The sequence below is a fragment of the Thermosynechococcus sp. QKsg1 genome, from assembly GCF_031586415.1.
In the GTDB taxonomy this organism is placed as follows: Bacteria; Cyanobacteriota; Cyanobacteriia; order Thermosynechococcales; family Thermosynechococcaceae; genus Thermosynechococcus.
This window is the reverse complement of the sequence record NZ_CP134200.1, coordinates 2262396-2276615: the sequence shown is the minus strand read 5'-3', so window position 1 is coordinate 2276615 and position 14220 is coordinate 2262396. Positions and strand designations below refer to the sequence as shown.

The 14220-nt window shown below is 55.1% G+C and carries 12 protein-coding genes; 8 read left to right on the top strand and 4 right to left on the bottom strand.

Annotation, left to right across the window (positions count from 1 at the left end; genetic code table 11):
* Nucleotides 1-263: 263 nt before the first annotated feature.
* On the bottom strand, nt 264-2516 hold the full coding sequence (gene recJ, locus RHP47_RS11155) for a single-stranded-DNA-specific exonuclease RecJ (RefSeq protein WP_310840500.1): 2253 nt from the start codon (nt 2514-2516) through the stop codon (nt 264-266).
* Nucleotides 2517-2674: 158 nt separating this feature from the next.
* Between recJ and RHP47_RS11150 the strand changes: the two genes are divergently transcribed.
* From RHP47_RS11150 to RHP47_RS11125, 6 genes are read left to right on the top strand one after another with little or no spacing between them, the layout of a single operon-like run.
* Nucleotides 2675-3124, top strand: a complete 450-nt coding sequence (locus tag RHP47_RS11150) for a hypothetical protein (protein ID WP_149820889.1) — start codon at nt 2675-2677, stop codon at nt 3122-3124.
* 12 nt (nt 3125-3136) lie between these two features.
* Nucleotides 3137-4126 carry an o-succinylbenzoate synthase gene (locus tag RHP47_RS11145; protein ID WP_310840499.1) on the top strand — a complete coding sequence of 330 codons (990 nt, stop codon included), beginning with the start codon at nt 3137-3139 and terminating at the stop codon, nt 4124-4126.
* 23 nt (nt 4127-4149) lie between these two features.
* Nucleotides 4150-5463, top strand: coding sequence for a nicotinate phosphoribosyltransferase (locus RHP47_RS11140; RefSeq protein WP_149820885.1), 1314 nt, complete (start codon nt 4150-4152; stop codon nt 5461-5463).
* Nucleotides 5460-6020 carry a nicotinate-nucleotide adenylyltransferase gene (locus RHP47_RS11135; protein WP_149820883.1) on the top strand — a complete coding sequence of 187 codons (561 nt, stop codon included), beginning with the start codon at nt 5460-5462 and terminating at the stop codon, nt 6018-6020. The genes RHP47_RS11140 and RHP47_RS11135 overlap by 4 nt, the downstream gene beginning before the upstream one ends.
* Entirely contained in the window at nt 6017-6727 is a 711-nt protein-coding gene (locus tag RHP47_RS11130; protein ID WP_149820881.1) for an NrtR DNA-binding winged helix domain-containing protein, read from the top strand. Before RHP47_RS11135 ends, RHP47_RS11130 begins: the two co-directional genes overlap by 4 nt.
* Nucleotides 6728-6743: 16 nt before the next feature.
* The gene (locus RHP47_RS11125) at nt 6744-8459 is read left to right on the top strand and encodes an NAD+ synthase (protein WP_286625747.1); all 1716 of its coding nucleotides are present in this window, start codon (nt 6744-6746) and stop codon (nt 8457-8459) included.
* A 1-nt stretch (nt 8460) separates the two neighbouring features.
* Here RHP47_RS11125 and RHP47_RS11120 read toward each other — a convergent pair whose 3' ends face one another.
* From RHP47_RS11120 to murC, 3 genes are read right to left on the bottom strand one after another with little or no spacing between them, the layout of a single operon-like run.
* Nucleotides 8461-9537, bottom strand: coding sequence for a TPR domain-containing glycosyltransferase (locus RHP47_RS11120; protein ID WP_286625746.1), 1077 nt, complete (start codon nt 9535-9537; stop codon nt 8461-8463).
* A gap of 5 nt (nt 9538-9542) precedes the next feature.
* Entirely contained in the window at nt 9543-10448 is a 906-nt protein-coding gene (gene murB / locus RHP47_RS11115) for a UDP-N-acetylmuramate dehydrogenase (protein ID WP_149820875.1), read from the bottom strand.
* Complete coding sequence (gene murC / locus RHP47_RS11110) at nt 10445-11869, bottom strand: UDP-N-acetylmuramate--L-alanine ligase (protein ID WP_190278349.1); 1425 nt, start codon at nt 11867-11869, stop codon at nt 10445-10447. Before murC ends, murB begins: the two co-directional genes overlap by 4 nt.
* A 342-nt stretch (nt 11870-12211) precedes the next feature.
* On the opposite strand from murC, the gene RHP47_RS11105 reads away from it, so the two are divergent.
* Together RHP47_RS11105 and RHP47_RS11100 are read left to right on the top strand one after the other, a co-directional pair.
* Complete coding sequence (locus tag RHP47_RS11105; protein WP_310840497.1) at nt 12212-13462, top strand: Ycf66 family protein; 1251 nt, start codon at nt 12212-12214, stop codon at nt 13460-13462.
* 554 nt (nt 13463-14016) lie between these two features.
* Nucleotides 14017-14220 carry a DUF2811 domain-containing protein gene (locus tag RHP47_RS11100; protein ID WP_011056228.1) on the top strand — a complete coding sequence of 68 codons (204 nt, stop codon included), beginning with the start codon at nt 14017-14019 and terminating at the stop codon, nt 14218-14220.

The window sequence follows — 14220 nt, the reverse complement described above, 5'->3', positions numbered from 1 at the left end:
AAAGATTTCTGCGCTGCTGAGACTCAAAAAATTGAGTGGAAACACGGTAGGCAGCCAAAGGCAGCCGTGGGAGGATAAAAGTACGGTTGCAGGCATTGCACCGAGGCACGTTGTGTGTAACCAGACTGAGGCTCTCCTGAGAGCGATCGCTCTTCTTCTCTCAATCAACGTTGATTGCCCGTGTGTTCCCGCCTTTGTGTGTTTCCCCTGTCGGCTCGTGTGTGTTCCTCAGGTTCCCTGCTGAAAAAAGTTGTAGCCAGTTTTTAATGTGTTTCCTGAAGCGCTGGGAGGGGGGCGGCAGCGAAATAGCGACGACGGAAATTTTCCTCGGCGATCGCTGCTGTGAAGGTCTCTAAGGCCACCGCCGTATGGGGGGAAGACTTCACTTCAGGTGGCCACTCACACCAAAACTCTTCTCCGCTCTGCATAACTTGAACCCCCAGTGTCTCCAGCACATTGAGGGCATAGTTCAAGGTGGCCATTTCAATGCCAAGGTGTTCCCGCAACTCCTCGCGTTGTAAAGATGTTCCCTGTTGACTGGCTTGTTGGCATAACGTCAAAAATACCTGCCAGACTTTTAGGGCGTCCTGCTCTGGGGGGAGAGAGTAGGCCAGAATTAAAGGTTGCTGTTCCCTTTTCGCTCGCTGAATCCACTGGCGCCAGCTTTCCCGTGATGTCGGGCAAGTTTCGACGCGCAGACCCTTGCCGCTTGCCTCGTGGGGGCGATCGCGATAATCCATGAGGGACTGAAAAGAGGCCGATTGGATGACATTCGTTGCACTGGGTCGCAGCTCTTTAATGACGGCTGATAGGGACTTTTGCCACTGCTCTAGCTCAATCACCAGATCACAGCGTTCTTTGGGACAATCCGCCACTTGATGATCCCACCACTTGGCAGGAAAGGAGGACTTCCCTTGGGGATCGCGAAGCAGCATTGAGACGTATTTTCTGATGTTCTGATTCCCCCTGTTCTGGTTATCTTTGAGGTCAGTAAGTTCCACATTGCGCACCAGCAATCGCGGCAAGGGATGGTGAGTTGAATCAAAGGGAGCCAACACTTCCAGTTCCCTGAACAATCGCTCATTGAGTTGATCCAAGGTCACTTCCAAGTCAATCCGCAAGGGTTGCGGTGTGGCGCTAGCTGTGCCCTCCTGCTGTGCCAAGAATTGGTTGAGGGCGGCTTCCAAAAGGGGAATATGCGCCACCTTCAGCCGAAAGCCCGCTGCATAGGGATGCCCGCCAAACCCCTCAAATAAGTGCCGTTGGCTATAGAGTGCCTCATAGAGGTCCACAAAGCCATCAGACCGCGCTGAACCTGCTGCCATTCCCGTTTCTGGATTTGTCTGAAGCAAAATGGCGGGGCGGCCATAGGTTTTGACAATCTCGTTTGCCACTAGCCCCAAAAGACTCAAGGGCCAACTGTTATCGGTGAGGAGAATCACCCGCGATGCTGAGAGGTCCAACTGAGCGACTTTGGCATGAGCCATCTGAGCAATCTCTTTTTGGCGTCGCTGCCGTTCTGCATTCACTTTTTCAATGTGCTGTGCCAACTGCCGTGCTTGACGCCAATCTTGGGTGGTCAACAGCGTAATCAAAGGCCGCACATCTCCCTCTACACGACTGACAGCATTGAGGCGGGGTGCGACGGTAAAACTAATCTGCCGTTGCCGAGCCGTGTCTTTGGACGCGCCCTGCAAAAGGACAGCAATCCCCGGGCGGAGGGGCTGACGCTTGCCGAGTTGTTCTAGGCCGCGCTGAGCAAGATAGCGGCACTCTCCGCGCAATTCAACCAAGTCGGCAATCAGGCCAATGGCCACTAGATCAAGGAGAGTCTCTAGGGCATACCCCTGGGTTTTCTCTGGCCATGTTGCGTAAACGGCTTCCAAGAACTTGTAGGCAACGCCAACCCCGGATAAATGGCGCAGCGGATGCTCCCAAGGCAACTGCCGCGGATTGATCAGCGCCACAGCCCCCAAGGGTGTGGGTTCAAGGGTGTGGTGATCGGTAACAATCACCTCCATCCCCAACTGACGGGCAAAGGCAATTTCAGCACCATTGGTACAGCCCGTATCACAGGTAATGATCAGGGAAACTCCTTTTTGCTGAAGCTCCTCAAGGCCATGGGGCGAGAGACCATGGGAATCTTGCTGGCGATTTGGAATATAAAAGTCCACCAATTGCGCCCCCAAAAGCGGTTTTAGCCCTTCCCAGAGAACGGCGGTGGCCGTGACCCCATCGGTGTCAAAGTCTCCCCAAATGGCAACGTTTTCTTGATTGTTTAGGGCTTTCTGCAAACGGGCTAGGGCAGCTTGCATTTCTGGAAACTCAAAGGGAGAGGCAGGTTGGTAGTGTCGCCAATTTAAAAAAGCGGGCACTTGCCGATGAAGATCGCGATAGCCCCGCTGCCAAAGCAACTGGGCAGTGATTGCCCCCGCATCGGGGTGGAGGCTCTTGACTTGCTCGATAAAGTCTAAGGGGGCAGGGTGAGCAGAACAGGATTGCCAAGGACGCTGCATGGAAGTTCAGTTTCTAGGGAAGGGCAGCAGAGATATTCTTTGACTATTCCTTTAATCATAGCGATCGCCCGCGCAAGCTGGAGAAACCAACAAGAATTTCTGCTGATCTCTACCCCTACCCATAGGGTAACGATACAATCAGGACAGCCATTGGGGATATGAGAAACGTGAATCATACGTTTTTAGTTGATGGGGGACGGTGGCTGCTCAAGGGAATGTGGTTAGAGGCCAATCAGGAACCCATTCCCGTGACGGGGAGGATTCTTGTCTCCTACGGCCAAGATGACTGGTTTTCAATGGCCGCCAAGATCACCTTTCCCGATCAAGTCAAGCCAGAATTAGTGTTGCAGTCGCGGGGGAAGTTGGAATTGGATGAGCAGGTGTTTACCTATGTGCTCCAACACAGCCTCTTTGGTCGGCTGGAGGGAGAGGGATGGATTACGCCCCATGCGATCGTGCAGCAGTTTATTTTGCTGGGGGATGCCAACCGCTGTACAGGCTTCGAGCACTACTGGCAACTGGATGCCAATCATTACACACTGCTGAGTGGGATTCACAACAGCCATAAGCTCAAACATTTGCTCGAGGCAACGCTTGAACGGGTTTAGCGGCCTGCACGGATGCGCTGGCAATGGCGGGTGTACGAGGAACTCCTTCGAGAACCCTTGGCAACGGCGCAGCGGGTCTGGCGATCGCGCTCAGGGATTTATCTGCGCCTCGAAGATGAACAAGGTCAAGTCGGCTACGGTGAAATTGCCCCCCTTCCCGGCTGGGGCAGCGAAACCCTCAGTGCCGCTATTGCCCTGTGTCAGCAACTGCCCACCCACCTCACCCCAGAGATCATTGCCGCAATTCCTGAGGACTTACCCGCCGCCCAGTTTGGTTTTGCCACGGCATGGCAAAGTGTGAGCCAACTTCCCTATCGGCTACGCCCTTGGCCAATCTGCGCCCTTTTAGGCAGTGGTCGAGCCGCCCTTGAGCAGTGGCAGCAGCCTTGGCAGCAGGGGCAAACTACCTTCAAATGGAAAGTCGGTGTCCTGTCCCCAGAGGAGGAGCAAGGGATCCTCAGGGAGCTACTGGCCGCACTGCCTCAGGGGGCTAAATTACGCCTTGATGCCAATGGGGGTTGGGATTTGGCCACTGCAGAGCGGTGGTTTGCTTGGCTCGATCGCCATGGGAACGGCAAAATTGAGTATGTGGAGCAACCGCTACCCCCTGACCAATGGCAAGCCCTATTGACCCTAGCCCAGAGGGTGACAACACCAATTGCCCTCGATGAAAGTGTGGTCAGTGCCACTGAATTGCAGCGTTGGTTAGAGCGCGGCTGGCCGGGACGCTTTGTGATTAAGCCAGCGCTTTTTGGCTCTCCAGAACGCTTGAGTGTCCTGTTGCGTCAAGGTTTAGAACCGCAACGGTTGGTCTTTTCCTCTGCCCTCGAAGGGGCGATCGCCCGCACGGCAATTTTTCAGCTCTTTGAAACATGGCAGCCCTGTCATGCCCTTGGCTTTGGCGTCGAACGCTGGCGATCGGCTCCCCTACTGACCACTCTTGCGGATTACACAGCGATATGGGATTGCCTTGACAATTATGGTAAAAGTTACTATAAATAAAACATCCTTTACCTCTCAAAGCCATGACAGGTTTCACCTTGGCCGCCAGTGATTACAGTTTGCTGACGGATCTCTACCAACTGACAATGGTAGCCACCTACGCAGGTGAGGATTTGGCTGGGACGCCCGCCAGCTTTGAACTCAGTGTGCGGCGACTGCCCCGGGGATGCACCTATTTGGTGGCCATGGGGTTGGCTCAGGTACTGGAATACCTACAACAGGTGCAATTCACCCCCCAGCAAATTGATTACTTGAAAAGTCTAGCGGTTTTTGAGCGGGCACCTGCAGCATTTTGGGACCTGTTGAGCCACAGTGAGTTTCGTGGGGATGTCTGGGCGGTTCCGGAAGGGACAGTGGTGTTTGCCCAAGAACCCCTGCTGCGGATTGAAGCCCCCCTCTGGCAAGCCCAGTGGCTAGAAACTTGTCTGCTCAATATCGTGAACTACCAAACCCTTGTGGCCACCCGCGCTTCTCGGCTGCGCCAGTTGGTGGGGGCAGAGATTGATCTGTTGGAATTTGGTACGCGCCGTGCCTTTAGTCCCCAAGCGTCCCTGTGGGCAGCACGCTCAGCCCTCGCCGCCGGATTTACAGCCACCTCGAATGTCTTAGCAGCACAGCAGTTGGGGGTTTCCCCCACAGGCACGATGGCGCATTCTCTGGTGATGGCGATCGCCACCCTCGCTGGTACAGAACAGGATGCCTTTACGGTTTTCCTGCGTTACTACCCGGAAGGGGCACTCTTGGTAGACACCTATGACACCCTCGCCGCCGTTGCTACTTTGGCCGATCGCCAAGCGGCCGGGGAAATTATCGTCAAGGCCGTGCGCATTGATTCAGGGGATCTCCTCAGCCTCTCCCAAAAAATTCGCCAGCTCTTGCCCCAAACAAAAATTATTGCCAGTGGGGATCTCGATGAAGCCGAAGTTCGGCGCTTGAAAGCAGCCAACGCCCCCATTGATGCCTATGGCATTGGCACCAAGCTGGTCAGCGGCGAAACCGTCAACGGTGTCTATAAACTAGTGGAGATCAATGGTCAGGGGGTGATGAAGGTCTCCAGTGGCAAAATGACCCTACCCGGACGCAAGCAAATTTATCGCCGTCCCAGTGGGGATTGCCTTGCCCTTGCCAGCGAGGAAAATGTTTGGGGCAGACCGCTCCTCGAACCCGTCATGAAGGCAGGGCGCCCCCTCTCTCCCCCGGAGTCTTTGGCGACAATTCGCGATCGCCACCGTGCCAGCCTAGCAGAGTTGCCCGAGACCCTCTTGGATGTGACCCAGCCCGTGGTTTATTCCCCTGCCCTTGACACCCTGATTCAACAATTACGCCACCGCCCATGACGATCGCCCTTTTTGGTACCAGTGCTGATCCACCCACCGCCGCCCACGGGGATATTCTCCAGTGGTTGAGCGATCGCTATGACCGCGTCCTAGTGTGGGCAGCCGATAACCCCTTCAAAGGGCAGCAAACCCCCTTGCCCTATCGCCAAGCCATGCTCAATCTCTTGGTGCGCAGCCTCAACCGCCCCAACGTCGAACACCACCCCGAACTCAGCCACCCCTACACCATCCATTCCGTTGAGCAGGTGAAACAACAGTGGCCCGATGAACCCCTCACCCTTGTGGTGGGCAGTGATGTTCTCGCTAAGCTGCCCCAGTGGTATCAGGCGGCGCAGCTCCTTAAACAGGTGAAGCTCTTGGTCTTGCAGCGTCCCGGCGTCATCATTGACCCCAAGGATTGGCAAGCTGTGCGGCAATTGTGTCCCCAGATGGAACTGGCAAACTATCGGGGGCCAGCGGTCTCCTCGACGACCTATCGGCAACAGCGGGATGAACAACAACTTCTGCCGGCGATCGCCCAGTATATTCAGCAGCAAGGACTCTACTCCCAGCCATGAGCGCCTCCCCTTTGCCCCTTGCGGAATTTGTTGTCGGTGTGGACAACGTCATTTTCTCCGTGGATACGGATCAAAATCGCCTCCTTGTGCTCTTGGTGCAGCGACAACAGGTGCCCTTTGCCGGGTATTGGAGTCTCCCCGGTACCCTCGTGCGGCAGGGGGAATCCCTCGAAGCGGCTGCCTATCGCACCCTCGCGGAAAAAATTCGCGTCAGTAACCTCTATCTGGAGCAACTGTACACCTTTGGCGAACCGGCGCGGGATCCCCGCGAGACCACCTATGGCAAGCGCTATCTGTCGGTGAGTTACTTTGCCTTGGTGCGCTTTGCCGATGCGGAACTGATTGCGGTGGGCGAATCTCCAGTGCAGTGGTTTGCCCTAAGTACCTGTCCAGAACTGGCCTTTGACCATAGCAAAATCTTGGCCTATGGTCACCGCCGCCTCTGCAATAAGCTGGAGTACAGCCCTGTGGCTTTTGATGTGTTGCCTGAGTATTTCACCCTCAATGATCTTTACCAGTTTTACAGCACCGTTTTGGGAGCCAACTTCTCCGACTACTCCAATTTCCGCTCACGGCTTTTGAAACTCGGCATTTTGCAGGATACGCACCAAAAAGTGATCCGCGGCGCGGGCCGACCGGCAACGCTCTACCGCTTCGATCGCGAGGCCTTTGCGCCCCTTAAGGATAAGCCCCTAGTTTTTGTCTAACCTTTGAGGAATTTCTATGGCTGTGCATCTGTGGATTGCGCAACTGAACCCCACCGTCGGCAGTCTCAAGGCCAATGCCCAAGCAATTCTCACCGCAGTCCAAGAGATCCGCAGCCAGCACCCTCTGGATTTGCTGATCACCTCTGAACTCGCCCTCTGTGGCTACCCCCCCAAGGATCTGCTCCTCAACCGCTACTTTGTTGAAGCGATTCAAGCAGAACTGCACCGCCTTGCCGCTGCCTTACCGGCTGATGTGGCAGTTTTAGTGGGCACAGTGCTAGCCAATCCCGCCGCTGGCGTCAAGGGAGAAAAGCCCCTCTACAATGGCGCAGCCCTCCTGAAGGGGGGACAGGTGCAACAGGTCTTTGCGAAGCAGTTATTGCCCACCTACGATGTCTTTGATGAATGTCGCTATTTTGCCCCCGGCGGTACGGAGAATCTCTTTACGCTGACGACGGCCAGCGATCAACTCAAAATTGGCGTCACCATCTGTGAAGACCTCTGGAACAATGAGCAGTTTTGGGGAGAGCGGCACTACCAGCGCAATCCGGTTGCTGCATTGGTGGCCCAGGGAGCAGATCTGATTGTGAATCTTTCGGCATCGCCCTACTGTGTGGGGAAACCGAAGTTACGGCAGGCGTTGATTGAACATACGGCTCGCCAATATGGCTGTCCCTTAATCTACGCCAATCAGGTGGGAGGCAATGATGATTTGATTTTTGATGGCAGCAGCTTAGCGGTGAATCGTCAGGGGCAGATCGTTAGCCAAGCCAAGGGGTTTCGTGAGGACTACCTAGCCGTGCGCTGGGAAAAGGGAGACCTCGAACCAACGGCGATCGCCCCTGCAGCCACGGGCGAACCTGAGGAAATTTGGCAAGCCTTGGTTTTAGGGGTGCGCGACTATGCTCGCAAATGTGGCTTTCAACAGGTGGTGATTGGTCTCAGTGGCGGGATTGATTCCGCCTTGGTGGCGGCGATCGCGACGGCAGCCTTGGGCAACCAACAGGTGCTGGGGGTGTTGATGCCCTCTCCCTACAGTTCCGATCACTCGATAACCGATGCTAAGGACTTGGCCGCAAATCTGGGCATTGCCACGCAGATCTTACCGATTGCGCCCCTGATGCAGACCTACAGTGAGGTGCTGGCGCCTCTATTTGCTGGTACCCCCAGTGGAGTTGCTGAGGAAAATATCCAAGCCCGTATTCGCGGTACGCTGCTGATGGCGATCGCCAACAAGTTTGGCCACTTGCTCATTTCCACCGGCAATAAATCCGAACTGGCGGTGGGCTACTGCACCCTCTACGGCGATATGAATGGTGGCCTTGCAGCCATTGCCGATGTGCCCAAAACCCGTGTCTATGAACTCTGCCATTGGCTGAATCAGCAGGCCGCCCAAGGGCATCCGATTCCCGATCTGGCGATCGCTGGTGCCGTTGTCATTCCCCCCCACATTCTCACCAAAGCCCCCAGTGCCGAACTCAAGCCCGGTCAAACGGATCAGGATAGCCTACCGCCCTACGACATTCTCGATGGCATTTTGGTACGAATGATCGATCGCCACCAGTCAGATCAGGAAATTGCCGCTGCGGGATACGACCTAGACTTGGTGCAGCGGGTGCGCCGCATGGTTCAACGGGCAGAATTCAAACGTCAGCAGGCGGCACCGGGGTTGAAAGTGACCGATCGCGCCTTTGGTTCCGGTTGGCGGATGCCGATTGCCGCCCAGTGGTAAGCTACAGCAGTCCCATGGCTTGCAGTTCTTGGCTGAGGCGTTGCGCTTCTTGGGGATTTTGAACCTGCAGTAAATGAATGGCTTGCTGCAGTTTGTCAAGGGCCGGTCTGACTTGTCCTAAACGCAGCAGCAGTGCCCCCTGATTTTGATAGGCTAAGGCACAGGTGGGATCCACGGCTTGCAGGCGATCGTAGGTGGCAAGGGCATCGCCCCAGCGTTTCAATTGCTTTTGGGCCTCCGCCAGCCGCAGATAGGTTGCCAGATGCATCACCTCAGGGGTGGGGGTTCTGAGGGCGGTTTCATAGGCTTGGATGGCTGCCGGCCACTCACCGCGTTCGGCATAGAGATTGCCCCGTTGATAGTGGAGTTCGTAGGCAACGGCGGGGGGGACGCTTTTGACCTTTAGCCCCTGCTCCAGACAGTGCTGAGCCTGCTGCCAAGCTCCTTTAGCCAGATACACCCCTGCCAATTTACTCCACAGGTAGGCATCCTCAGGGTGCTGCTCAAGGTGGCGGCGCATGATCCGCTCCGCCCGTTCCTGCTTTTGTTGTCGCTGGGAACCAAGGTAGCCACTGTGCACAATGGCCACACGGTTAACTTGACCAATTTGCCAATGGGGTTCCCGCTGTTGCAGGGCAAGAACGCTGTCATCAATCGTTTCGTGGTACGGACGCTGAAAAAAGAGGTCGGGATGGTGACGAAAGAGGCGCGACACATAAGTATAGGGGGGCACAACGCCCAATTCCTGCCGCAGCAATACCACCACCAGCCAATTCGGTTGTCGGCAGATCTCAGGCAGCACGGCGGCAAAGGACGGTGTCAGCGTTTCATCCGCATCGAGAACCAGTACCCACTCGGTAGTGACATATTGCAGGGCAATGTTGCGAGCGGCAGCAAAATCCTCTTGCCAAGGAACTTCATAGACCCGTGCTCCCCACTGGCGGGCGATCGCCACCGTTTCATCCTGTGACCCCGTATCCACAATCACCGCCTCATCCACCACACCAACCACACTGGCAAGGCATCGGGGTAAGCGTGCCGCCTCATCCCGGACAATCATACAGAGGGTAATGGCCATAGCAACTAGGCAAAGTCACCAATCAGCTTCACTTCCGGCTGCAACCACACGGACCAGTGATCCGCAACAGCAGCTTGTACATGGCGAATCAAGCGATAGACATCCATCGCTGTTGCGCCGCCACAGTTGAGAATAAAGTTGGCATGTTTTTGGGAAACTTGGGCGCGGCCAATCTGGTAGCCCTTCAATCCCGTTTGCTCAATCAACCAACCGGCCGCCTGTTGCTGAGGATTGCGAAAGACACTGCCACAGTTGGGGAAGTCGTAGGGCTGCGTCCGCAGGCGATCGCTCAGGTGTTTTTGGGTGTCTGCTTTGACCTGGGCTGGATCATGTCCCGGTTCCAGCTGCCATGTGGCCTGCAACACCAATCGCTGGCTGTTCTGAAGACAAGAGGTACGGTAGCCATAGCCCAACTCCCGTGCCGCCACCACCGCCAACGTGCCATCGGGTTCTAAAATCACTGCTGACACCAACCGCTCCGCTGTACAGCCGCCGTGGGCACCCGCATTCATCACCACTGCCCCGCCTACGGTACCGGGAATGCCAACAATCCACTCCAGACCGCGCCAGCCCAGTTTTGCGGCATAGTGAGCCAACTTGGGCAAGGGATACCCCGCACCCACCGTCAGTTGTCCAGTTTCTAGATCACTTTTGAGATAGCGCAGATGCTTGGTTGCGATCACAAGACCCGCCACACCGCGATCGCTCACCAGCAGATTAGACCCTGCCCCCAAAACCGTAATTGGCAGTTCCTGTTCCTGCGCCCAAATGTAGGCTGCCTGCAATTCAGCGACCGTACGCGGTTCCACAAACCATTCAGCACAGCCACCCACATTCAGGGTCGTAAACTCGGCAAGGGAGATGTGGCGTTGCAGAGGGCACTGGGTTTGGGGCAAGCAGGGCAAGGTCATAGGGCGATCGCCTCAGTGAGGGAAGAGACACTTAATTGTTCTTGATCCGCCATTACAGACGGAATCAGTTGATTGAGGTTGCCAGCCCCAAGAAAGATCACCAGATCCCCAGGTTGCAGCAGATGCGCCAAGCGAGTTTGTACCGCTTCAAGGGTGGCGCAATAATCCACTGCAGCATGATACTGACGGGCACAGGCGGCCACATCGGCACCACTAATTGTGCCGGGATTGGGTTCACCCGCACTATAGATATCCGTCAAGATCACGTGATCCGCTGCGGTGAAGCACTGGCCAAAGGCCTCGAGAAAGGTTTGGGTGCGGCTATAGCGATGGGGTTGAAAGACTGCCACGATCCGTTGCCAAGGGGCGTGCGTACCCACCTGCAGGCGGGCTGCTTTTAGGGTAGCTATAATTTCGCTGGGATGGTGGGCATAGTCATCAATAAAGCGAATCCCATTCACCTGTCCCCGTTCTTCAAAGCGGCGGCGGGCACCGCGAAACTCCAATAAAGCAGCAGCAATGGTGGCAAAGTCAATGCCAAGATAACGTCCCACTGCAATCACCGCCAGAGCATTTTGGAGATTGTGGGCACCTAAGACACTCAGTTGCAGAATGCCAAGGGACGTGCCCCGCTCCCAAACCCGTGCCGTGGTGCCCTCAGAGGTGTATTGAATATGATCCACACAGTAGTCCACCGTCGCTTGTCGCTGAAGGCTATAGGTCAACAGGCGCGGATGATGCAGGCGATCGTGGATATTCGGACAATCGGCACAGCCAATCACAATGTCTGCCTGATCAGCAAACTGCTGAAACGTGGCCACCACCTCTTCCAAGGAATTGTAGTGATCGGGGTGGTCAAGCTCGATATTCGTAATGACGCCAATATGGGGATGGAATTTGCGCAGGGAGCCATCGGACTCATCCGCTTCAGCAACAAGGTAAGGACCTTGACCCACGCGGGCGTTGCCCTGCCACGCCGCCACTTCACCCCCGACGATAATCGTTGGATCCAGCCCGGCTTGCAACAGCAAATAGGCAATCATGCTGCTGGTGGTTGTCTTACCGTGGGTACCGGCAACGGCAATACTTTGGTGACGGTGCATTAGGGCAGCCAGCAGATCGGAACGATGAAAAATTGGACAGCCCAATCGTTGAGCCGCTTGATATTCAGGGTTATCGCTGCCAATGGCAGTGGAGGAGATGACTTGAGGCAGCGGGGCAAAGGGATACCTTTCAAGGTTGGCCGCACTCTGACCAATAAAGATCTGCACACCTAACTCAGCCAGTTGCTCGGTCAAGCGGTTGGGACGCAAATCGGATCCAGACACCCTAAAGCCCTGCTTGGCGAGAATGTAGGCAAGGGCTGACATACCAATACCACCAATGCCAATGAAGTGGAATGGACGCTCACTAAACTCCATCACTGGCTGATTTGCCACAAACAACTCCTTTGCTCCACCAAAAAGAAATACGTTAATCAATAATTAATATCAATAGATTAGTATCAATAGGCATAAATCCTTAGGCTCATCATAGCAGGTCACCCTCAATCCTCATGGGCTAATACTGGCAGATCCAAGGCAAATATGTCACTCTGAGCCAAAAATTTTTTGCAAACAGTTTATTCAGCCCGTGGCACCCTCTTCCTTGGGGATCAGCAGTTCGACAAAGAATAAACTCTAGCAGAGACAAATTCAGTGCGGTGTAAGGTAGAAGGTTGATACCGCCTTGTCGGTGTGCCGTTATCTTTCTGAGGACTGGGAATGCTGACGAACTTGCTGGCTTGGAGTATGGCGATCGCCAGTTTAGGCTTGTATCTGTTGGGGTTCTTCCTGCCGGAACTGTACCGTAGGTTTGATCTGGTGGCCAGTGGCGCGGGATTATTCTTTGCCCTGACTCTGTGGATCTATGGCGATCGCATTGGCGGTGGATTGCTCCTAGGAACAGCAGCCGCAGTGGCCTTAATTCTCTGGTTGGGTTGGCAGACCCTCAGCTATCGCTGGCAACTCACCTACCCGGGCGATCGCACCGACACCCAAAAAGCTCAAGCCCTCTGGCAAAAAGTCCAGTCTCTGCTGCCCGAAGGTACCTTTGCAAAAATCGGTGAGCAACTGCAAGGCTTCATCAGTAGCTTGCGCGATCGCCTCCAGAAACAGCCGGATCGCCCCCAGCTTCCTGTGGATACCCCACCACCGCCGATGGATACTGGCGACATTAAAGAAGATCTGTGGACAGGGGAAACCAGCACCCCCAGTACCGTTGCCGAACAACCCACCCCAGCCACTGAGGAAGCTGCCGCAGTCCCAGAAGAATCTGCTGAACCAGCGCCAGTCGCAGAAACAACAGCCAGTCCCACCGCAGACACTCCTACAGACGCACCGGCTGATCTGCCGTCCGAAGGGGTTGCCGAAATGACTCCCCCAGAAACCCCTAGTGTTGAAACGCCGCAGCCGCCCACTGCCAGTACCCCAGAGGAGTCAGAACCAGCAACGGTTACTGCTTCAGAAGAACCAGCTCCTCCTGAGACAACAGTTGACGCTCCAGAACCCACAGTGACCGCCGAAGCACCAGAAGAGCACGCATCTCCTGAAACGGCAATTGAGACTCCAGAATCCACGGTGACTCCTGAGGCAGTGGCAGAACCAGCCCCTCCTGAAACGGCAGCAGTGACGCCCCCTGAGACAGTCGTTGATGCCCCAGAACCCACGGCAACTCCTGAGCCAGTGGCAGAACAGGCAGTTCCTGAAACAGTGGTTGAGACTCCAGAACCGACGGCGACCTCTGAAGGAGTGGTTGAACCGCCTCTAGTCTCTGAATCTGCTCCCGATGCTGAATCGACAGAAACGCTGCCTCCAGTGCCAGAATCGCGCACCGCTGCCGCCGATCTCCTAGGGGATATTCCCGAAAGTAGTGATATTGAGGATGAGGGAATATCAGAGGGGACAACCATCGAAAATCCAGAACATACTCCCCCTGAAGATGATGACTGGCCGCCCCCTGAAGCCCGTCTGTGACCTCTCACGCCATCGGGTACAGGGCAGGACTTATCGCTCCGCGAATCCCGCAAAAGTTAATAAAGTCATGAATCCCTGACTTTTGCTGCTTTTATTTTCTCTGAAGCGAACCTTAATAGAACCTTAATTTTCCCCTAACTTTCCCCAAAAATTCCCCAATTTTCCCAAGGTTTTCCACAGATTGGGGCAAAGTTTTCCACAGGCCTTGACGGTGTGATCGGATTTCAAGACATTTTTGGGGATAACTGCTGCTGAAGCCTTGGGGAAAACGCAAGGAGCGCTAAAAGTCCGGAAACGCTGATTCTGTCGTGGATTGCGATCGCCAAGATGGGTGAAAACAAGGATTGACAGACCCCAAGACAACCCAGACAATGGAGTTCCACGGATAGAGATTCACTTGCTCTGAAACCTTGTGAATGTAGGGCTAAATCCCGCTCTGAGTCAGGGGTCTGGGGATTTGGTCAGAACTTTTATGGGAGTTTTCCACAGGTTTACCCAGGGCGAGCTGATGGCGCCTGCAATTTTGTCTTGGTTTTATTGAGGTAACTCACGGTATGAACGCTCAAGCCACGATTAGTATTCTTGCCGAGATTCCAGAGGAGCTACACGAGACCCTGAAATACTACCTCGAGCGGCATCCCGATTGGGATCAGGATCGCGTCTTTGTGGCCGCACTGTCCCTCTTTTTGCTGCAAAATGGAGAATGCGATCGCCGCACAGCACGGGTCTATCTCGACTCGTTGTTCAAGCGATCCTAA